The sequence below is a fragment of the Mycolicibacterium obuense genome (genome assembly GCF_055397605.1).
The window spans coordinates 260,469-282,329 of sequence record NZ_AP043663.1; the positions used below are offsets into that span (position 1 = coordinate 260,469).

A 21,861-nucleotide genomic window follows, 5' to 3' on the forward strand; every position below is an offset into this window, starting at 1 on the left:
GGCCGGCGCGGTCAGGACGTCCCCATTCTGTTCGATTTACCCGGACTGCTCCGCGTCGGCGGCTGGTGCTGCGGCCGGTTCGGCGTCGGGCAGCTGGCCCACCAGGTATTCGGCCAGCCCGCCGATCGTCGGATAGTCGAACACCGCGGTGGCGTTGATCGTGAACGCGCCGCCGAACTGGCTGTGCAGCCGGTTCCGCAGCTCGATCGCCATCAGAGAATCCGTGCCGAGGTCCAGGAACCGCGCCGACGCCGCGGGCGGCTGCGCCAGGCGCAGGAAGTTCTGCACCTCGCGCTGCAGGAACTCGGTGACGAAACCGGCCCGCGCGGGGACGGGGATCTCCTGCAGCTGCCGCAGCAGCTCACTGTCTCCGGTGACCTCACCGCCGTCGCGGGGCAGCACCAGGTCCAGGATCGGCGGGCGCGCCGCACCCAACACCTTGGCCGCGCGAGCCCAGTTGGCCTTGATCACCGTCGCCTGTCCGGTCCCGTTGGCCACCACCTCGGCCAGTGCGCCCAGCGCTGCCGACGGTTCCAGCGGGATCAAACCCTGGGCGCTGATGTTGGCACTCGCGGCCTCCGATGACGCCATCCCGCCCCGGCCCCAGGGGCCGAAGTTGATGCCTGTCGCCGGAAGGCCGGCGGCGCGGCGCTGCGCGACCAGCCCGTCCAGGAACGCGTTGGCGGTTGCGTAGTTGGCCTGGCCCGGCGAGCCGAAGATGCTCGACACCGACGACGACACGATGAAGAACTCGAGATCGTCGTCTCGGGTCAGCCGATCCAAATGGGATGCGCCGAACGCCTTGGGCGCCAGCGTCGTCCGGAATCGATCGAGATCCAGACCGGACAGCAGCGCGTCGTCGAGCACCCCGGCCAGGTGCAGGACCCCACCGAGCGGCGGCAACTCGGCCCGGATGTGCGCCAGCAGTCGATGCACGTCGTCGGAGTCCCCGACGTCGGCGGTGACGACGTGCACGCGGCAGCGGTGCTTCTCGATGATGTCGTCGATGAGCTGCTGGGCCTCTGTGGACGGGGCCCGGCGGCTGGTGAGCACCAGGTCCCCTGCGCCGAGCTGGGCGAGGTGTGCCGCGGTGTGCAGCCCGATCGCCCCGAGGCCGCCGGTGATCAGATAGGTCCGGTCGGAGCGCGGCTGCAGCGGCGCGGGCATCTGCACGACGATCTTGCCGATGTGGCGGGCCTGCTGCATCCGCCGGAACGCCGACCGGGCCTCGGTCAGCGGGTAGATCTCGGCGGGCAGTGGTGTCCATTCGCCCTGTGCCAGTGCGGCCGACACCTCGGTGAGCAGATCGCGGATGCGATCGGGTTCGGTGAACATGACGGTGTCCAGCGCGACGATCTCGTAGGCGATGTCGGGGCGGGCGGCGGTCATCTGCTCGGTGCTCCAGATGTCGCGCTTGGCGATCTCGGCGAACCGACCACCCTGCGCTGTGGCGCGTAGCGTCGCGTCGATGAAACCTTCGCCGGTCAGGCTGTTGAGCACCACGTCGACGCCGGCGCCACTGGTATCGGCCAGGATCTGGTCGGCGAATTCCGTTGTGCGGGAGTCGTAGACGTATTTGACGCCGAGGCGGCGCAGGGTGTCCCGCTTGAACGTGCTCGCGGTGGCGAACACCTCTGCGCCGCAGCGCTGCGCCATCTGCACCGCGGCCAGGCCCACACCGCCGCTCGCGGCGTGGATGAGCACCTTGTCGCCCGGCGTGAGCTGGGCCCAGTCGAATGACAGCCGGACGGTCAGCGCGGCCGCGGGGATGGTCGCAGCGTCCGCCGCGCTGATGCCGTCGGGGATCGGCGCGAGGAACTGGCCGGGCACGTTAAAACCGGCTCGCGAAGGCTCCCTGCATGGACCCGTAGACGCGCTGACCGACGGTCAGCCCCGTGACGCCATCGCCGATCTGGGTGACGGTGCCGGCGAAGTCACCGCCGATCGGGCCCGGATCGCCGGGATAGAGGCCGAGCACGTTGAGCACGTCGCGGAAGTTCAGACCCGCGGCCTCCACCCGCACCTGCACATAGCCGTCGGCGGGCGGTTCGACCTCGGTCTCGGTCAGCCGCAGGTTGTCGATCGCCCCGCGTTCGGTGGGCGCGAGCACGTAGTCACTCGCTCGTGGAACGCTCAAGTGTCCGCTGCGCGACCACGGGAGCAGTCGCGAGGCCAGCAGCTTGCCCTGTCGCACAGCCATTTCCGGCTCGTCGACGGGCGCAGACACCAGACGGGCGAGAACTGCCACGGCCTCGGCCGAACCGTCGCAGTCGACCAGCCGGGGTCGCAACGCCGGTTCCTCGTTGACTGCGGTGCGGCCGAAACCCCACAGCGCCGCCTGCACCGGATCGACCGGTTCTCCGGACTCGCAGGCCACGGCCCGCTCGGTCGCGATCCACAGTCCGCCGGGCAACGTCACCTCGCCGCTCTGGACGGCATGCACCGCGCTGAGCAGTTCGGCGATCTCCTGCTCCAGACGAACATCTGGCGTGCCCTCCTGCTGCCCGGCCGCCCGCCAGACGACCCCGGAGAAGCCGACACCGCGCTGCTGCGCCTCGGTCAGCACCTGGCCGAGCGGGGTCGTGTCGGTGGCGCGGTCGAAGGCGATGGCACCGGGAACGAGGGCAGCCAGCTCGGCGAAGTTCGCGATCAGCCAGGTGCCGTTCGACGGCACCGCCTCGGTCTCGGCCTCGGCGAGCGGAACCTCGTGCCAGCCCACAATGTAGAGCAGCCGGCCGGTGTCGCCGCCCAACCCGCGCAGCAGGGCCTCCCGGGGCGCGCGCTTGACCGTGAACTCCCGGATGCCGCCCAGGCGGTTACCGTCCCGATCGACGAAATCCAGGTCGAACACCTGGGTTTCGCTGTCGAGGGCGCTCTGGTGCCACGTCGCGCGGCAGTAGAACCGCCGGGGCATCGGTTGCTGCACGGACACCTGGCCGTACCGCAGCGGCAGGTAGAGATCGGAGACGCCCTGTTCGGCGGCCAGCACGGCCGGGAACGCGGGGAAGGCGACGCCGGTGCACAAGTCCATCAGCACCGGGTGCATCGGCTCGCTGCCGAGGTGTTCGGTCAGCTCTTCGCCGACGAGGATGTCGCCGATCGCCTCACCGTCCCCGAGCCACAACGACTTCAACGAACCCGACCAGTTCGGCCCCCACGCCAGCTCGAGATCGGCGAAGGTCTCGAACAGATCCTGTGGCCGCATCCGGGTGAGGCGTTCCAAGGCATCTTCTACTGGCCCGCTCTCGGATGTCGTCTCGTCCCGTTCGGCGACGACCGTGCCCTCGGCGTTGAGTGCCCACTCGGCACCCTGCTCGCCGTAGGCGCGGCTGTGCACCTGGAACGACCACTGACCGGCGTCGGCCGCCGGGTGCAGTGTGAGCTGCACCTCACGGGACGCTTTCTCCGGCAGGATGATCGGCTCGTAGAAGAAGACATCGGTGGCGTGGGCCGGGGCCCCCACGGCGGCGAGTGCCATCGCCGCGTAGGTCGCACCGGGGACGACGACGGTGCCGTAGATGACATGGTCGGCCAGCCATGGCTGCGTCTTGACCGACAGCCTGCTCGTGTAGATCGTGTCGCCGGAGGCCAATTCCTTGGCGGCGCCCAGAATGCCGGATCCCGCCGCGGTGGCCCCGCCGTCCATCGCGATGACGGCGGTCTTGGGCCAGAACCGTCGGTGCTGGAACGGGTAGGTGGGCAGTTCCAGTACGCGCCCCTCGCGCCGGGCCACCGCCGCGAAGTCGGGTCGGTGGCCGGCGATGTATGCCCCTGCCAGCGCATCGGCGATCTGCCGCTGGTCGCCGACACCCTTGCGCAGTGAGGCGATCGCGCGCGGCGCCGGAACGTGTTCGGGCCAGACCTGCACGGCCGCACCGGTCAGGACCGGCTGGGGGCCGATCTCCATCAGGACCGAGCACCCGAGCCCGGCCACGGTGCGCACGCTCTCGGCGAACTGCACCGGCTGGCGGGAATGGCGGCGCCAGTATTCGGCGTCGAGCGTGGCGTGCCCGGTGAGCACGGCGCCGGTGCGGTTGCACACCAGCGGAAGGGTCGGCCTGGCGAAGTCGAGGTGCGCCGCATAGGACTGGAATTCGTCGAGGACCGGGTCGAGCAGCTCCGAGTGGAACGCGTGGCTGGTCTCCAGCCAGGTACACCGGATGCCGTCCTCGGTGAAGGTGGCGACGATCTGCTCCAGATCCTCGCCGGGCCCGGACAGTACGGTGTTGGGGCCGTTGTAGGCCGCCACCGACACCCGCGGATACGCTCCGGCGGCCTGTTCGACCCGGCCGGCGTCGGCGAACACAGCCACCATCCGGCCGCCCTCGGGCAGTTCGCCGAACAACCGGCCCCGCTCCGCCATCAGCCGGGCACCGTCGGCGAGGGTGAACACCCCGGCCACGCACGCTGCCGCGTACTGCCCGACGCTGTGGCCCAGCACGACGTCGGGCTCGATACCCCACGATTGCCACAGCCGGGCCAGACCCATCTCGATGGCGAACAACGCAGGCTGCGCGAACGATGTGTGCCGCAGTCGTTTTCCGGCCTGGCCACCGGTCTCGCGGTCGGTGGCGAACAGCACCTCCACCAGGGGGGTGGGCAGCAGGTCCCCGATCGCCGTGGCGCATTCGTCCACGGTCGTGGCGAACACCGGCTGGGTCTGGTACAGCTCGCGGGCCATGCCGGGATACTGGCTGCCCTGGCCGGTGAACAGCCACGCCGTCGTCGGGCGATGGGTGTGCTCACCGCGAACGACGCCGGGCCGCAACCGGTTCGCCGCCAGGTCGGCCAGTCCGATGCGGGCATCGGCCGTCGACTCCACCACCAGTGCCGCGCGGTGCTCGAAGTGGGAGCGCCCGGTGCCGGCCGTGCGGCACACGTCGGCGATGTCGGCCTCCGGGTGTGCGGTCACCCATGCCTCGTAGCGCGCAGCCAGCGCCTCGAGGGCCTCGGGTGACCGTGCGGACAGCGGCAGCACACTCACGGCGGGTTCGGCGGCCGGAGCCGGCTCGGGCGCCTGTGGCGCCTCTTCGACGAGCACATGGGCGTTGGTCCCGGTGAAGCCGAACGAACTGACCCCGGCCCGGCGCGGCCGGCCGGTGGTCTGCCACGGCGTCGCGTCACCGAGCACCCGCACGGGCAGCGTGTCCCACGGGATGTGCGGCGACGGGGTGTCGAAGTGCAGGCTCTTGGGCAGCATCTCGTTCTGCAGTGACAACACGACCTTGATCAGACCTGCTGCGCCCGAGGCGGATTCGGTATGGCCGATGTTCGTCTTCACAGAGCCCATCAGCAGCGGCTCGGTGCGGGAGTCGCCGTAGGCGGCCGCGGCGGCCTGTACCTCGATCGGGTCGCCCAGCGGGGTGCCGGTGCCGTGGGCTTCCAGGTAGTCGACGTCGCTGCCGGATAGCCCGGCACGTGCGAGCACCGATCCGATCAACCGTTGCTGCGCACCACCATTGGGCACGGTCAGGCCGCTGGACGCGCCGTCCTGGTTGACTCCGCTACCGGCGATGACGGCGGCGATCGGATCGCCGTCGCGCTGAGCGTCACTGAGCCGCTTGAGTATTAGCACCCCGCAGCCTTCGCTGCGCACGTAGCCGTCGGCCGATGCGTCGAACGTCTTGCACCGGCCCACCGGCGAGAGCATCCGGGCCCGTGAGGCCGCCACCGTGGTCACCGGACTCAGCAGCACGTTGACGCCGCCGGCGACGGCCAGGTCGCAGTCCCCGGAATGCAGGGCCTGGCACGCCTGGTGCACGGCCACCAGGGCGGAGCTGCAGGCGGTGTCGACCGCGACGGCGGGCCCTTCGAGGCCGAGTGCGAAGGCCACCCGGCCGGAGATCGCGTTCAGCGCATTGCCGGTGATGAAGTGCGGCTGGATCTTGTCGATCGATTCCGCGGACAGCAGATGGGCGTACTCGTTGGCGGCGACGCCGGTGAACACACCGGTGCGGCTGCCACGCAACGATGCGGGGGATAACCCCGCGCGTTCCAAACCCTCCCAGACGGTTTCGAGCATCAACCGTTGCTGCGGTTCGATCCAGACGGCCTCGCGGGGGGAGATGCCGAAGAACTCGGGGTCGAATCCGTCGATGCCGTCGAGGAATCCGCCGAACCGCGTGTAGATCTTGCCCGGGGCGTCAGGGTCGGGGTCGTAGAACTCGTCGATGTCGAAGCGGTCCTCGGGCACCTCGCGGATCGCGTCGACTCCGCCGGCCAGCACCTCCCAGAAGGCCTCCGGGTTGGGAGCCCCGGGGAATCGGCAGGACACGGCGACGATCGCGATCGGCTCGTCGGCGCGGGCGGCCGCGACCGTGACCGGGCGCGCCGCCGGTGCGTCGGTGAGACCGAGGACGTCGCCGAGCAGGTAGTCGGCGACGGCATCGATGCGCGGGTGATCCATGGCCAACGTCGCGGGGATCTCACGACCCACCCCGGTCTCGATGCGACGGCGCAGCTCCACCGCCATCAGGGAGTCCATGCCGATGTCGAAGAAGCCGGCGTCCTCGCGGATCTCGTCGACGTCCACCCGGGTCACCTCGGCCACCGCGTCACGCAGGTAGCCGATCAGCAGCCTGCGGCGCTGCTGCACCGGCGCGTCGGTGAGGCGCTTGACCAGGTCGGTGGGCCCTCCCGTGGAGACCGACGAGACCTGCTGCGGTACCTCCTGATTGAGTTCAGCGAGGAAGCCGCGCCGGCCGGTCTGCTCGTACAGCGGAAGGAAGCGGGACCAGTCGACGCGAGCCACGACGGCCTGCGCCAGACTTGCGGCGAACGCGTCGGCGAGGCCGGCCAGCGCGTCGGCGGGCGACAGAGGCAGGACGCCACGCTCCTCCAGGCGTGCCCGGGCCTGGGCATCGGCCATCCCCGCCGATGCCCACGGTCCGAAGTTCACCGCGGTCGCGGTGATGCCGCGCTCACGCAGGGACCAGGACAGCCCGTCGAGGAAGGCGTTGGCCGCCCCGTAGGCCGTCTGCCCGAAGCTGCCCCATACCGAGGCGATCGACGATGTGCTGAGGAAGAAGTCGAGCGACAGGTCACGGGCTGCTTCGCTCAGATTCCAGGCGCCCCACACCTTCCCGGTGAAGACGCGGTCGAGCTCGGTGTCGTCCTGGGTGCTCATCGGGCTGGCCCCGATCTCGCCTGCCGCATGCACGATGCCCGCCAGAGGTGGGCGATCGGCATGGGGTGCGAGCAGTTTCGCGACGGCGTGTGCGTCGGCGACGTCGGCGGTGACGACCTCGATCTGGCAACCGTACTGGCCGGCGAGCGCGGCGATGCGCGCGCTGACAGCCTCGCTGGGCATCCGCCGGCTGGTGAGCACCAGGTGGCATGCACCGCGGGAGGCAAGGTAGGTGGCGATCTCCAGGCCGATCGAGCCGAGCCCGCCGGTGACGAGATACGTTGCGTCGGAACGGATGGGGAGTGCGTCGGTGACCGGTTGGCCGGTGCGGCGGGTCAACCGGGGCACGCGCACGCCATCAGCGCGGATCGCGAGTTGGTCCTCGCGGACGCCGATGTCTGCCCGGCTGAGCTGACCGATCAGCGCCGACCACTCCTCGGCGGTGCCGGTCCCCAGATCGGCGATGCCGCCCCACAGCGCAGGGGTTTCGAGCGCGGCGGCGCGGCCGAAGCCCCACAGGCAGCTCTGATCCGGTGCCACCACGTCGCCGTCGGCGACGCGCTGCGCGCCGCGGGTGAGCACCCAGACGGGCGCTCGCACGTCGGCCGCGGCGGCCGCGCGGAACAGCCGCCGGGTCCCCGGCAGCACGCTGTGCTGCATGCGCAGCAGGGAACGCATCGACGATTCACCGGCGTCGAGAGCGGCGACATGCAGAATGCGCAGGTTCGGCTCGTCGGCGGCCGCGCGCATCGTGGCGGCGAACGCAGCTTCCTCGGCGTCGGAGGTCGGCAGCCCGACGACGCGGTGCTGGTGGCCGCGGCCGGTGAGCAGGTCGATCAGCGGACGGATCGCGGCGGTGTCGTCGCCGACCAGGAGCCACGAGAGCGGATCGCCGGTGTCGAGGCGTGCGGCCGGGAGCGCATCCCAGCGGATCTCGTAGCGGGCGTCGCTGATCGACTGGGCGTCACGCTGCTGATTGTGTTGTGCAGCAAGTCTGCTCAGGAGATCGCGGGCGAGCGGATCGTCGGCGGAGGAGCCGAGCAGGGTGGCGAGTTCATCGATGCGGCCGTCCTCGAGCAGTGCCACCGCGGCGGTGCGCGCGCTTGCCTGCTTCGGTGCCTCGGCCTGCTCGTTCTCGTCGCGGAACCAGTACCGCCGATGTTCGAACGGGTAGGTGGGCAGGTCCAGCACGCGCGCGGTCGCGGGGGAGACTGCGCCGAAATCAGGGTGGTGGCCCAGCACGTAGGCATCGGCCAGCGCTTCGGTGATCTGCCTGCGGTCGTCGACCGTGGGCCGCAGCGACGCGATCACCCGCGGCGTGGTGGCGGGGTCCGGCCAGCCGGACAGGGCGGCCGCGGTCAGGACGGGCCGGGGTCCGATCTCCACCAGCACCTTGCAGTTCATCTCGGCCAGGGTGCGGATGCTGGCCGCGAACTGGACGGGCTGGCGGGCGTGGCGACGCCAGTAGGCACCGTCGAGGCTCGTGCTGCGGCCCAGCGCAGCTCCGGTGCGGTTGTCGATGAGGATTCGCTGTGGTGTGCCGTACGTGAATTGGTTTGCGGCGACTTCGAATTCGTCCAGGATCGGATCGAGCAGCGCGGAGTGGAAGGCGTGGCTGGTCTCGAGCCAGTCGCAGCGGATGTTGTCGGCGGCCAGCGCGGCCACTGCTTTCTCGAGGTCGGCGGCCGGGCCCGACAGCACGGTGTTGGCGCCGTTGTAGGCGGCCACCGAGAGCGTCGGAATGTCGTCGACCACGGCCTCGACCCGCTCCGCGGGGGCGAAGATCGCCGCCATCCGACCGCCGGCGGGCAGACTGCCGAAGAGCTTGCCGCGCAACGCCATCAGCCGTGCGCCGGCAGCGAGGTCGAACACGCCGGCCACGCAGGCGGCGGTGTACTGCCCGACACTGTGGCCGAGCACGACATCGGGCTGCAGACCCCACGACTGCCAGAGTCGAGCCAGCCCCATTTCCACTGCGAACAGTGCGGGTTGGGCATAGCTCGTCCGCCGCAGGGCGTCCTGGGCCTCCGCACTGTCGGTCTCGAACACGACGTCGAGAAGTGGGGTGTCGAGCAGATCGGCGACGGCGTCGGCGCACGCGTCGACCGTCGCGGCGAACACCGGTTCCGAGTCGTACAGTCCGCGCGCCATGCCCGGGTACTGACTGCCCTGGCCGGTGAACAGCCAGGCCGTCTTCGGGACGTCGTGGGCCTCGCCACGGACCAGTCCCGGTGCGGGCCGGTCGTCGGCGACGGCGTCCAGCAGGTCGAGCGCGCCGTCGCGGGTGTCGGCCACCAGGGCGGCCCGGTGCTCGGTGTGCGCGCGGGCCACTCCCGCGGTGAAGCAGACGTCGGCCAGCGTCGCCTCGGGGTGTGCGGTCCACCACTCGCGGTACGCGCCGGCGAGCGCACTCAGCGCGGTGGGCGTCTTGGCGGACAGCGGCAGCAGCTGCGGACCCTCCGCCGCCTGCCCGATGTCGCCGGGTGCGGGCAGGGGCGCCTCTTCGAGGATGACGTGGGCGTTGGTGCCGGCGAAGCCGAACGAACTCACCCCGGCGATGCGCGGCCGGTCTGCCCGGTGCCAGGGCCGGGCCTCGGTGAGCACCCGCACGGGGAGCCGATGCCACGGAATGTGCGGCGACGGGTTATCGAAGTTGAGGTGCCGGGGCAGGGTTTCGTGTTCGAGGGCGAGGATCACCTTGATGACGCCCGCGATGCCCGCGGCGGCCTCGAGATGGCCGATGTTGGTCTTGGCGGAGCCGATCAGCAGGGGACGGTCCGCCTCGCGGCCCTCACCGAGTGCGGCGCCGGCGGCCTGCGCCTCGATCGGATCACCGAGCGAGGTGCCCGTGCCGTGGGCTTCGAGGTAGTCGACGTCGCGCGGGGCGACGCCGGCGCGGCGCAGCGCGGCACCGATCACGCGCTGCTGGGCGACGCCGTTGGGCACGGTCAGACCGCCCGATGCGCCGTCCTGGTTGATCGCGCTGCCGCGAATCACCGCGCGGATGTGGTCGCCGTCGCGCACCGCGTCCTCGAGCCGCTTGATGACGACGATGCCGCAGCCCTCTCCGCGCACGTAGCCGTCGGCGGCCGCGTCGAAGGTCTTGCACCGGCCGTCGGGCGCCAGCATGTGGGCGTTGGAGAACGTGATCATCGTGGCCGGCGTCAGCAGCACGTTCGCACCGCCGGCCAACGCCAGGTCGCACTCGCCGAGCTGCAGTGCCTGGCAGGCCTGGTGGATCGCGACCAGCGACGAGCTGCAGGCGGTGTCGACGGCCACGGCCGGTCCCTGCAGGCCCAGCCGGTAGCTGATCCGCCCTGCCGCAGCGGCATTCGACGTCCCGATGGCCATGTAGGCCTCGATCTCGGGATAGTCCAGTTGATCGGACATGATGCCCAGGTAGTCGTGGGTCGCGAGGCCGACGAACACGCCGGTGTCGCTGCCCGCCAGCGTCGACGGCGCGATGCCGGCGTGCTCGAGCGCATGCCACGAGGTCTCCAGGAGCAGGCGGTGCTGCGGGTCCATCTGCCGCACTTCACGGGTGGACATGCCGAAGAACGGCGCGTCGAATCCGGTGACGTCGTCGACGAACCCGGCCCGCCGGGTCGCGACCTTGCCCGGCGCGCCCGGCTCGGCGTCGTAGAAGGCCTCGGCGTTCCAGCGGTCGGCCGGCACCTCGGAAATGGCGTCGCGGCCCTCGCGCAGCAGGTCCCAGAACGCGTCGGCGTCCGGCGATCCTGGTAACCGCGCTGCGTACCCCACGACGGCGAACCGCGGTGCCGGCTCGTTCGGATCTGCAGCGGAGACCATGCCGCTTACCCCCTCATCCGCGGTGAAACTTACTCGGCGGTCAGATTAGCGCGAGCATCGTGCAGAATGTCACTCGAATGTCATCTCTGTCGCGCCCGGCACATGGGCGCCGCCCAGGATCGCACGCGCCGAGAATCGGGTGTGATGTTGCTGAGGCGGTGCTCGCCACGGCCCGACGGACGTTCGCGTTCGGTATGTTGATCCCGCGAAAGTGCGGGCTGTCGGAACCCCTCCGCCCGGGGCCGGCAGCAATGGTGGGGAGGACCACGCGTTGCGCATCGGCACGATAACGGTTGGCACACTTGACGAGTGGTCGTTGCGTCCCGGCAAGGTCACCTCATGGCATCCGACCGCAGCGGCCAAGGACAAGGCGAGCCAGGCACCGCTGAGCCCGGTCCCGGTCAGCTACATGCAGGGTCAACATCTTCGTAACTACTGCGACCGCAAGGCTGCCGGCCTCAACTTCTCGCGCCAGATTATCGCCAGCTGCGACGTCGCCGGCCAGTGCGACATCGCGGCGATGGATCACGCGGTGAACAACTACCTGCGGCGCCACGACACGTTCCGCAGCTGGTTCCAGCCCACCGAGGACGGCAATTTTCTGCGGCGCGCGCTGGAGAACCCCGACGACATCGAATTCGTCCCCGTCGAGCACGGCCACATGACCGTCGAGCAAATTCACGCGCACGTCGTCGACATCCCCAGCCCGCTGGATTGGGGCTGCTTCACGTTCGGTGTCATCCAGGGCGAGGACCACTTCAGCTTCTTCGCGTCGATGGACCACGTACACGGCGACGCGACGTTGATCGGCACCACGATGATGGAAGCCAACGGCATGTACTCGGCGCTGAGCCTGGGTGGGGAAGCGCTGCAGCTACCCGACGCCGGCAGTTTCGATGACTTCTGCGTGCGCGAACGCGAGTACACCGATCAACTCACCACCGACTCGCCCGGCGTGACGGCGTGGCTCGACTTCGCCGAGAACAACGCCGACGGCTTCCCGGAGTTTCCGCTGCCGCTCGGCGACCCGCAGCAGGCGACGCGCAGCACGATGACATCGCTGATGTTGATGGACAGCGCGCAGACCGAGCGCTTCGAGGCCGCGTGTGCCGGCGCCGGAGCCCGGTTCGTCGGCGGGCTGTTCGCCTGCCAGGCCCAGGTCGAGCACGAGCTGAGCGGGGCGCTGACCTATTACGGCCTGACTCCCCGCGATTCGCGCAGCGCGTCGGACAACTTCATGACCCAGGGCTGGTTCACCGGTCTGATCCCGATCGTCGTGCCGATCGGCGCGGCATCGTTCGCCGACGCGGCGTGGTCGGCCCAGTCGACCTTCGACGCCGGGCTGGCCATGGCGAAGGTGCCCTACTACCGGGTGCTCGAACTGGCACCGTGGCTGCGGTGGCCGCAGGCGAACTTCCCGGTGACGAACTTCCTGCACGGGGGCGCGGCCCCGATGAACGCGATCCTCGCGGCCGGTGAGATGGGGCTCGCCGACAACATCGGCATCTACCCCGACGGCCGGTACTCCTACCAGCTGACGATCTACATCTTCCGCTACGGCGAGGGCACGGCCATGGCGATCATGCACCCGGACAACTCTGTCGCCGCCAAATCCGTCGACCGCTACATGGCGGCGATGAAGTCGGTGACGATGCGTGTCGCCGACAGTGGCCAGTGGGGACGCGTCGCCTAGCGTGAGGTACTGCGAGGGCTCGGGGGTGAGGTCGACATGCGGCGGCTAGCCGGTCTGGTGGTGCGCTTTCCGTGGGCGGTCATCGCCGTCTGGGTGGCACTGGCCGTCGCCCTGCCGCTGAGTTTCCCGTCTCTGAACGAGATGGCTCAGAAGCATCCGCTGCAGATCCTTCCCGCGGATGCGCCGTCGAGTGTCACCGCGACGAAGATGGCCGAGGCGTTCAAGGAGCCGGGTTCGGACAACCTGCTCGTCGTCGCGTTCATCAACGAATCCGGGCTCACCCGCAACGACGAGGCGGTCTACCGCAAGGTCGTCGACGCGCTGCGCGACGACGTCACCGACGTCGTGTCGGTGCAGGATTTCATCAGCACGCCGCAGCTGCGCACGTTCCTGACCAGTGACGACAAGACCACCTGGGTGCTGCCCGTGACGCTGGTCGGGGAGCTGGGCACGCCGCGCGCCTACGAGTCGTTCAACCGCGTCACCGACGTCATCTCCCATGCCACGCCGCCGCGCGGCAGCCCGCTGGTCGTGCACGTCACCGGGCCCGCCGCGACGGTCGCCGACCTGACGGTCGCGGGGCAGCAGGATCGGCTTCCGATCGAACTCGCGATCGCGATCCTGGTCCTGACCGTCCTGCTGGTGGTCTACCGCAACCCGCTCACCATGCTGCTGCCACTGATCACGATCGGGGCGTCGGTGCTGATCGCCCAGGGAGTGGTCGCGGGCTACTCGCACCTGACGGGCGCGGGGGTGTCCAACCAGTCGATCGTGTTCCTCAGCGCCATCCTGGCCGGTGCCGGCACCGACTACGCGGTGTTCCTGATCAGCCGCTACCACGACTACATCCGCGAGGGATCGGACGTCGCCGACGCCGTCACCCGCGCGATGATCTCGATCGGCAAGGTGATCACCGCGTCGGCGACCACCGTCGGCATCACGTTCCTGGCGATGAGCTTCGCGACCATGGGCGTCTTCAAGACGATCGGGGTGTCCGCGGCCATCGGCGTGGCGGTCGCGTTCCTGGCCGGCCTCACGCTGCTGCCGGCGATCATGGTGCTCGCCGGGCCGCGCGGCTGGATCGGGCCGCGCCGGGAGCTGACCGCGCAGATGTGGCGGCGTTCGGGAATCCGCATCGTGCGCCGACCGGTTCCGCACCTGATCGCCAGCGTGCTGGTGCTGGCCCTGCTCGCCGGCGCGGCGGCGTTCGGAACGTTCAATTACGACGACCGCAAGGCGGTCTCGCCGTCGGCGCCGAGTTCGGTCGGCTACGCCGCGCTGGAGCGTCACTTCCCGATCAGTCAGTCGATCCCGCAGTACGTGCTGGTGCAATCGCCGCGCGACCTGCGCTCGCCGGCTGCGCTCGCCGACCTCGAGCAGATGGCGTCGCGCATCGCGCAGCTTCCCGACGTGGGGCTGGTCAGCGGCATCACCCGCCCGCTCGGTGAGGTGCCGCCGGAGTTCCGGGCCACGTTCCAGGCCGGGATCGTCGGTGATCGGTTGGCCACCGGCTCGGCGCAGATCGGGGAGCGCCGCGGTGACCTGAACCGGCTCGCCGGCGGCGCGGACACACTGGCCGACAGCCTCGGCGACGTGCGGGCCCAGGTCAACGACATCGCCCCGAGCCTCAAGGGTTTGCTCGACACGATGTCGTCGATCCGTGTCCAGTACGGCGGCGACAAGCTGGTCCGTGACGTCGCGACCGCGGCGAAGCTGGTCGACAGCGTGAACAAGCTCGGTCTGTCGATGGGCCTGAATTTCCGCGCGGTGAAAGACATGTTCGCCTGGATCGGGCCGGTGCTGACCGCGCTGCAGGGCAACGCGACGTGCGACGCCAACCCGTCCTGCGTCGACACCCGCGCGCAGTTCGAGAAGCTCGCCGCCGCGCGCAACGACGGCCGCGTCGATGAGATCAACCAGCTTGCCGGCCAGCTGCAGGGAGTCGACGACAAGGGCAACCTCACCTCGACGGTGAACCAGCTCAACAGCATGTTCACCAAGCTGACCAAGACGATCTCCGAGCTCGGTCTGGACAGTCCGGCGGGCGCGCGCTCCGGGGTGAACGAGTTGCAGCGCAATGCCAACCGGCTCGCAGACGGCAGCCGGCAGGTCGCGGGCGGCGTTGACCAGCTGGTCGAGCAGATCCAGGTGCTGGCCGCCGGCCTCGACCAGGCGTCGACGTTCCTGCTGACGATGCGCAAGGATGCGGCGGCCTCGTCGATGGCAGGCTTCAACATCCCGGCGGAGGTGCTGGCCGCACCGGAGTTCCAGAAGGCGTCCGCGGCGTTCATCTCGCCCGACGGCCACTCCGCGCGCTATCTGGTTCAGACCAAGCTCAATCCGTTCAGCCCCGAGGCGATGGATCAGGTCAACGCGATCAACGACATCGCGCGCGGCGCGCAACCCAACACCACGCTGGCGGACGCGACGATCTCGATGGGCGGCTACCCCGCCGCCCTTCGCGACACGCGCGACTACTACCAGCAGGACATCCGGTTCATCATCGCGGTGACGCTGGTGATCGTCCTGCTGACCCTGATGGTGCTGCTGCGCTCTCTCGTCGCGCCGCTGTATCTGGTCGCCTCCGTGGTGCTCTCGTTCTTCGCCGCCATCGGGATCGGGGTGCTGACGTTCCAGTACCTGCTCGACCAACCGTTGCACTGGACCGTTCCGCCGTTGGCCTTCGTCGTGTTGGTCGCTGTCGGCGCGGACTACAACATGCTGTTCGTGTCGAGGTTGCGCGACGAGTCGCCGCACAGCGTGCGCTTCGGCGTGATCCGGGCGCTGGGGTCGACGGGCGGCGTGATCACCGCGGCCGGCTTGATCTTCGCGGCATCGATGGGCGGGTTGCTGTTCTCGTCGATCGGCATCGTGGTGCAGGGCGGCTTCGTGATCGGCGTGGGCATCCTGCTCGACACATTCGTGGTGCGCACCATCACGGTGCCCGCCATCGCTGCGCTGGTAGGGCGGGCCAACTGGTGGCCGTCGCGGGTTCAGAAGGCGGCGCCCGCCGACGATGTGGTGGAGGTGAGCTGACGTGTCCGAGGTTTCGCGCCGGCAGAAAGACTGTGTGACACTACGACAACGCGTGCTCAGCGGTCGGGAGTTGGGATCATGACGCAGACAGGTTCGTCGTCGGTGTTGTCGATGCTGCACGGTCGGGCCGCGATGCGCCCGGACGGCACCGCGTTCACCTTCACCGATTACAGCGACGATCCAGCGGGCCGCGCGCAGACACTGACCTGGTCGCAGCTGTCGCGGCGCACGATGAGTGTCGCCGCCGAGATCGCCGCGCACGGCGCCGTCGGCGATCGCGCGGTGATCCTCGCGCCGCAGGGTCTGGAGTACATCCTCGCGTTCCTCGGTGCGATGCAGGCCGGGCTCATCGCCGTGCCGCTGCCGCTGCCGCATCGCGGTTCCAGCCACGACCGGGTCAGCGCGGTGTTCGCCGACACCACACCGGCGGTGGTGCTGACGACCTCGGCCGTCAGCGCCGATGTCCGTGACTACATCGATGAGTCGCGCCTGGAAACCGCACCGACGGTGCTCCACGTCGACGCGATCGACCCGAATGCCAACGGCGCCGCGTTCACCCCGCCCGCCGCGACGCCGGAAACCGCCTATCTGCAATACAGCTCGGGGTCGACGCGGCTGCCCACCGGCGTGATGATCTCGCACCGCAACCTGTCGTCGAACTTCGAGCAATTGATGCGCAGTCTCCTCGGCGGGCGGCAGCTGCCCGACCTGACGGTCGTGTCGTGGCTGCCGTTCTACCACGACATGGGCCTGGTGCTGGGGGTCTGCGCACCCATCCTCGGCGGCTTCGCGGCGGATCTCACCAGCCCCGTGGCCTTCCTCGAACAACCGTCCCGCTGGATTCGGGCATTGGCCACCGCGAAGAACGCGTTCTCCGCGGCGCCGAACTTCGCGTTCGAGCTGGCCGCCCGCAAGACCACCGACGCCCAGCTCGCCGGTCTGGATCTCGGCAGCGTCGCCGGAATCATCAACGGAGCCGAACGCGTCGACCCGGGTACGCTAGCCCGCTTCTCGGATCGCTTCGCGCACTTCAACTTTCGTGACGACATGCTGCGGCCCTCCTACGGTCTGGCCGAAGCCACGGTGTTCGTCGCGTCGGGAGTGTGGGACGACACGGCGGTGGTGGACCGGTTCGACACCGACGAACTCTCCGCGGGCCGGGTGCAGCGGTGCCGCACCGGTGGCTCCGCGCTGGTCCGCTACGCGCTGCCCCAATCGCCGGTTCTGCGCATCGTCGACACCGACACCGGCGTGGAGTGCCCACCCGAGGTGGTCGGCGAGATCTGGGTCTGCGGCGACAACGTCGCCGCCGGGTACTGGAGCCGCACCGCCGAGGAGCAGCAGTGCTTCGGCGCCGTGGTCAGTGGGCCCTCACCCGGCACGCCCGCGGGACCGTGGCTGCGCACCGGCGATCTCGGCTTCGTCCACGACGGCGCGCTGTTCATCGTCGGCCGGATCAAGGATCTGCTGATCATCCGCGGCCGCAACCACTATCCGGAGGACATCGAGGCGACGGTCCAGGAGATCACCCGTGGCCGGGTCGCCGCGATCGCGGTTCCGGTGAACAGCACCGAGAAGCTGGTCACCGTCATCGAACTGAAGAAGCCGGCCGACATGCACCACGTGAAAAGCAGTGTGACCTCCGCGATTTCGACAGTGCACGGGCTCAGCGTCGAAGACCTCGTGTTGGTGCCACCCGGCTCGATACCGACGACGACGAGCGGCAAGGTGCGCCGCGCGGCCTGCGTGGAGCACTACCGAACCGACCAGTTCGAACGATTGGATGCCTGAGTGTCGCAACGAGACAACGACGGGGCGGGTCCGGGAGTGACGCCGGGCATGATCATGCGCCGGGCGCTGGCGTCGATGACGGCACTCATCACGGTCGCAGTGGTGGGTGGCGTGGGCCCGGGCATCGCGAACGCGGACGAGCCGCCACCGCCGCCCCCTCCCGGCTCTCCCGTGCTCGGGACGCCGGGCCGGGCGTATGCCCTCGGCGGCGCCCACGTGCTCGGCATCCCGTACGACGAATACATCATGCGCACCGGCGCCGACTGGTTCCCCGGGCTGGACCGTCAGATCGTCGACTACCCGGCCGGTCAGGTGCAGGGGCACACGTTGGAGCGGTTGTTCCCCGGCATCGGCGCGTTCGGGGAACGCTTCGTCCCGGGACTCGGGCTCGACGGCCCGAGCATCGGCGAGTCGGTCGACATCGGCACGCCCAACGTCGTCAACGCGGTGCGCCAGGGCGGGCGCGGCACAGCGATCGGGCTGTCCGAGGGTGCGATGGTGCTCAACGACGTCCAAGCCAAACTCGCCTACGATCCCGCCGCCCCGCCGCCGGATCAGCTGAGCTTCGCGATGTACGGCGATCCGGTGGGCAAGCACGCGTTCGGCGAGAGCTTCCTGACGCAGAACTTCCCCGTCGGCAGCGTGGTGCCGTCGCTCGATTACCGCATCCCGGCGCCGGTGGAAAGCCAGTACGACACCTATCAATTCGTCTCGGCCTACGACAGCATCGCGGACTGGCCGGACCGGCCGGACAACTGGATGTCGGTGGCCAACGCGATCGTCGGGCTGGCCACCGGCCACACCGCGGTCGCGTTCACCACGCCGAGCAACGTGCCACCGCAGAACATCCGGACGACCGTGAACTCTCGGGGCGCGAAGACGACGACGTTCATGATCCCTGAGGAGCACCTGCCGCTGGTGCTGCCGTTCAAGTACCTCGGCGTGGACAAGAACACGCTGATCGAACTGGACAAGGTGCTGCAGCCCTACGTCGACGCCGGGTACTCACGCAACGACGATCCGGCGACCGCGCCGATCACCGTGGACCCGGTGAACGGATACGACCCGGCCGCGGTGACCGCTCCGGCGACCCAGGCGGCGTTCGGAGGCGGTTCGGATCCGGTGTCCCAGCTCCTCGCCGGGTTGCAGTACGTGGTGAACCACCAGGGCTAGAGGCCGGCCAGTCCCACCACGACGAGGACGCCGCCGACTGCGGCCACCAGCGTGGCGACGGCCCGCCGGCCGCCGGCGCGGATGCGGTCGTGCACCGACATCACCGTGGCGCGCGTGCGGTCCGGGGCGATCAGGTAGGCCAGCAGCGGGACCTCGACGAGGGCGAACGCCACCACGTTGAACAGGATCAGTGCGCCGACTTGGACGGACGCTTCCGCGCCGGACGCCACGATCAGCGCCAGCGCGGCCAGATAGTCGACCGACGGCAACGCGATCCCCAGCCCGGCACCGCCGGCGATCCACAGCGAGCGACCGCCGAGCAGGCGCCGTATTCGCGTCAGCATCGGCCCGTCGGTCGCCGGCATCCGCCCGAGCACCCCGGCCGCGATCAGCGCCGCATTCGCGAGCACAACGGCGCCCACGACGATCTGCACCACCGGCAGGGTGAACCGCGCCGAGTCCAGTGCGGGCCGCAACACGAACAGCACCACCACCCCCACCGCGGTGCCCATCAGGAATCCGCCGGCCAGGAACGCGAGCAGCTGCAACGCAGGTCGCGGGCGGTTCACCATTACGACCGTCATGCCGATCCGGAACGGCTCGAGGCTCACCGCGAGAGCCATCAGCAGCAGCGGAATCCACATGATGGGCGTCAACTTACCGGGGGTTGTACTCAGCGGGATTCTCATCGTGGCGGTGCCCCGCGACCGCGTGTGAAGATGGGTGGTGATGAGCGGAAGACACGCGCAGGTCGACCTGAGCCCGACCTCGCTACGCGAGGCGTTCGGGCATTTCCCGACCGGCGTCATCGCGATCGCAGCGGAAATCGACGGCACCCGGGTGGGGCTGGCGGCCAGCACGTTTGTCCCCGTCTCCCTGGACCCGCCGCTGGTGTCGTTCTGCGTTCAGAACACCTCGACCACGTGGCCGCGTCTCGTCGACGCCCCTTACCTGGGCATCAGCGTGCTCGGTGAGGCTCACGACGCGGCGGCCCGGACGCTTGCTGCCAAGACGGGGGACCGGTTCGCCGGTCTGGAGACGGCGTCGACCGACCGTGGAGCGGTGTTCATCGAGGGCACCAGCGTGTGGCTGGAGAGCTCCATCGAGCAGCAGGTGCCTGCCGGCGACCACACGATCGTGGTGCTGCGGGTCAGCGGCATCACGGTGCACCCGGAGGTGGCGCCCATCGTGTTCCACCGCAGTACGTTCCGGCGGTTGGGCGCCTGAGTCTAGGGCCGGGTGCCGAGCTCGTCGCGGTAGTGGCGCACCCGATGGTCGAGCTCGGCGGCATCAGCCGTCCTGCCCTCCCGGCGCGCGAGCTCCGCCCGGCTGCTGATCTCGCGGATTGCGGTTCGAATGTCGTTGACACTCAACGGTTGATGTAGAGACACGGCGCTGCCTTTCGACGCAGATTGGCTGCTGTCCGCGAGCGTACTCCCGGAGTGTGATACCGGCCACGGTTGATTTACGGGTTCATCTGGTAGGCGCCGTCGTAGGCGGCCACCTCGTGCCACACCTTGTCGAAGCGTTCGGAGTCGGCGACGGGTTTGCGGATCGCCGAGAGCGCCCACGCCTGCTGCGCCTCGGTCGAGCTGGGCTTGCCGTGCAGTGCGACCGCATAGGCGGAGAAGTCGCGCACCATCACGTCGAAGATTTGGTCGGTCAGGTCGGCGTCGAGGTGGGTGATCTCGGCCTGCTCGAGGATCAGCTGGCCGTAGACCACCAGCGAGAAGAGGTGGCCGACGACGAGCACGAAATCCAGATCGCTCTGCTGTGCCGCGTCCGGCGCCGCGGTGGTCAGGAACTCCTTGAACGCGCCGACCTGCTCGTAGAAGCGGCCCACGTTCGCGATTCCGAGGTGGCGTTCGTAGACCGGCGCCCAGTCGGCGAACTGCACCTTCGAGGCGCCGCGGGCCGGACCCTGCGACCAGAAGAACACATCGTCGGCCGGGTCGTCGCGGGTGCCGATCTGCGGGTAGGAGGCCGGGTTGAACATGTAGTTCGGCATGAACTTGAGGATCTGCGCGACGTTGACGTGCACGGTGCCCTCGAGTCGCGGCAGCGCACCGATCAACCGGACCACCTGGCTGAAGTAGGTGTTCTTCTCGAAACCCTTGGCGGCCAGGATGTCCCACAACAGCGTGACCACCTTTTCGCCTTCGGAGGTCACCTTCGACTTCGTCACCGGGTTGAACAACAGATAGCGACGGTCCTCGGGGCCTGCGCTGCGGAAGTAGTCGATGGCGCGGTCGCTGAACAGCTTCATCGCGAGAATGCGGGCGTAGGCGTCGACGAAGCTGGCCCGCACGTGCGGGAAGATCGTGACCGGATTGCCGTAGAGGATGCGGTTGTTGGCGTGATTGATCGCCTCGTAGAACGCGTGCTCGCACATGCCGATCGACCCGCTGCACAGATTGAACTTGCCGACGTTGACGGTGTTCAGGGCCGCGGAGAACGCGTCGGGCCCAGTGACCAGGATGTCCTCCTCGTACACCGGATAATCGTGCAGCGCAAAGGTGCTGACGAACATCTGACCGTGCACGACGTTGCCGATCAGCTCGTAGTTCTCGTGCGAGCTGTCCGCGACGAACCAGACGTAGCCGTCGGACCCGTCGACGTCGCCGCGCCGCCCGAACACCGACACCATGCCGGCCACGTTGCCGTTGCCGATGTAGTACTTCTCCCCGGAAGCCCGGAACAGCACGCCCTCGTCATCGTCAGGGCGGGCGGGGGTGAGCACCAGGTCCGTGTTGTAGATGTCGGCGCCGTGTTCGCGCTCCGACAGCGCGAACGCCATCACCTCGCCGGCCTCCAGTTGCGCGGCGGCCTTCTCCTTGGCTTTGACGTTGTCGCTCTGCCAGATCGGACCGAGGCCGAGGATCGTGACCTGCTCGGCGTACCAGTAGGACAGGCCGTAGAAGCCGAGGATCTCGCTGAGCACCGCGTTGCGAGACGTGTCCCACCGCTTGTCGGGGTTGCCGCCGGCGAACTCCGACGGTGTCAGGAACGTCGCGAACAGCCGCTCACGCTTGACGAAGTCGAGGAAATCCGACACCCAGGCCGCGTCGAGGTCGTCGCGCAGCAGTCGGGTCTTGCCGCGCTCCTCGAACCACGCGATCAGCGCCTGCAGTTGCCGGCGGGACTCGGGGTCGAGCCGGTCGGAGTCGAAGGTGTGCGGGTTGAGCAGGCGCGCAGTCGGCATGCGTGCCAACGTAGCGCCCTCGGCTGTCCG

The 21,861-nt window shown here is 69.3% G+C and carries 8 protein-coding genes and 1 pseudogene; 5 read left to right on the forward strand and 4 right to left on the reverse strand.

Annotated features, from left to right (window positions below):
• Positions 1-36 precede the first annotated feature (36 nt).
• Positions 37-10,936 (reverse strand): annotated as a pseudogene (locus ACZ50N_RS01275) (SDR family NAD(P)-dependent oxidoreductase).
• Between the two features lie 271 nt (positions 10,937-11,207).
• Between ACZ50N_RS01275 and ACZ50N_RS01280 the strand changes: the two are divergent.
• From ACZ50N_RS01280 to pe, 4 genes are all read left to right on the forward strand, one after another.
• On the forward strand, positions 11,208-12,629 hold the full coding sequence (locus tag ACZ50N_RS01280; protein ID WP_464474407.1) for a condensation domain-containing protein: 1,422 nt from the start codon (positions 11,208-11,210) through the stop codon (positions 12,627-12,629).
• A 36-nt stretch (positions 12,630-12,665) separates the two neighbouring features.
• Positions 12,666-15,665 (forward strand): MMPL/RND family transporter, encoded by a 3,000-nt coding sequence (locus tag ACZ50N_RS01285; RefSeq protein WP_464474408.1) that lies wholly within the window; start codon positions 12,666-12,668, stop codon positions 15,663-15,665.
• Between the two features lie 78 nt (positions 15,666-15,743).
• The gene (locus tag ACZ50N_RS01290) at positions 15,744-17,456 is read left to right on the forward strand and encodes an AMP-binding protein (protein ID WP_464474409.1); all 1,713 of its coding nucleotides are present in this window, start codon (positions 15,744-15,746) and stop codon (positions 17,454-17,456) included.
• 54 nt (positions 17,457-17,510) lie between these two features.
• Positions 17,511-18,629 carry an acyltransferase PE gene (gene pe / locus ACZ50N_RS01295; RefSeq protein ID WP_046361604.1) on the forward strand — a complete coding sequence of 373 codons (1,119 nt, stop codon included), beginning with the start codon at positions 17,511-17,513 and terminating at the stop codon, positions 18,627-18,629.
• On the opposite strand, the gene ACZ50N_RS01300 is transcribed toward pe, so the two are convergent.
• On the reverse strand, positions 18,626-19,273 hold the full coding sequence (locus tag ACZ50N_RS01300) for a GAP family protein (protein ID WP_046361592.1): 648 nt from the start codon (positions 19,271-19,273) through the stop codon (positions 18,626-18,628). The two genes, pe and ACZ50N_RS01300, sit on opposite strands and share 4 nt — an antisense overlap.
• Before the next feature lie 85 nt (positions 19,274-19,358).
• On the opposite strand from ACZ50N_RS01300, the gene ACZ50N_RS01305 reads away from it, so the two are divergent.
• Positions 19,359-19,856 (forward strand): flavin reductase family protein, encoded by a 498-nt coding sequence (locus ACZ50N_RS01305; protein WP_046361603.1) that lies wholly within the window; start codon positions 19,359-19,361, stop codon positions 19,854-19,856.
• Positions 19,857-19,858: 2 nt separating this feature from the next.
• Here ACZ50N_RS01305 and ACZ50N_RS01310 read toward each other — a convergent pair whose 3' ends face one another.
• Together ACZ50N_RS01310 and ACZ50N_RS01315 are read right to left on the reverse strand one after the other, a co-directional pair.
• Positions 19,859-20,020: a hypothetical protein gene (locus ACZ50N_RS01310; protein WP_164481766.1), complete on the reverse strand. Its 162-nt coding sequence runs from the start codon at positions 20,018-20,020 to the stop codon at positions 19,859-19,861.
• Positions 20,021-20,094: 74 nt separating this feature from the next.
• The gene (locus ACZ50N_RS01315; protein ID WP_046361591.1) at positions 20,095-21,831 is read right to left on the reverse strand and encodes an acyl-CoA dehydrogenase family protein; all 1,737 of its coding nucleotides are present in this window, start codon (positions 21,829-21,831) and stop codon (positions 20,095-20,097) included.
• Between the last annotated feature and the right edge of the window lie 30 nt (positions 21,832-21,861).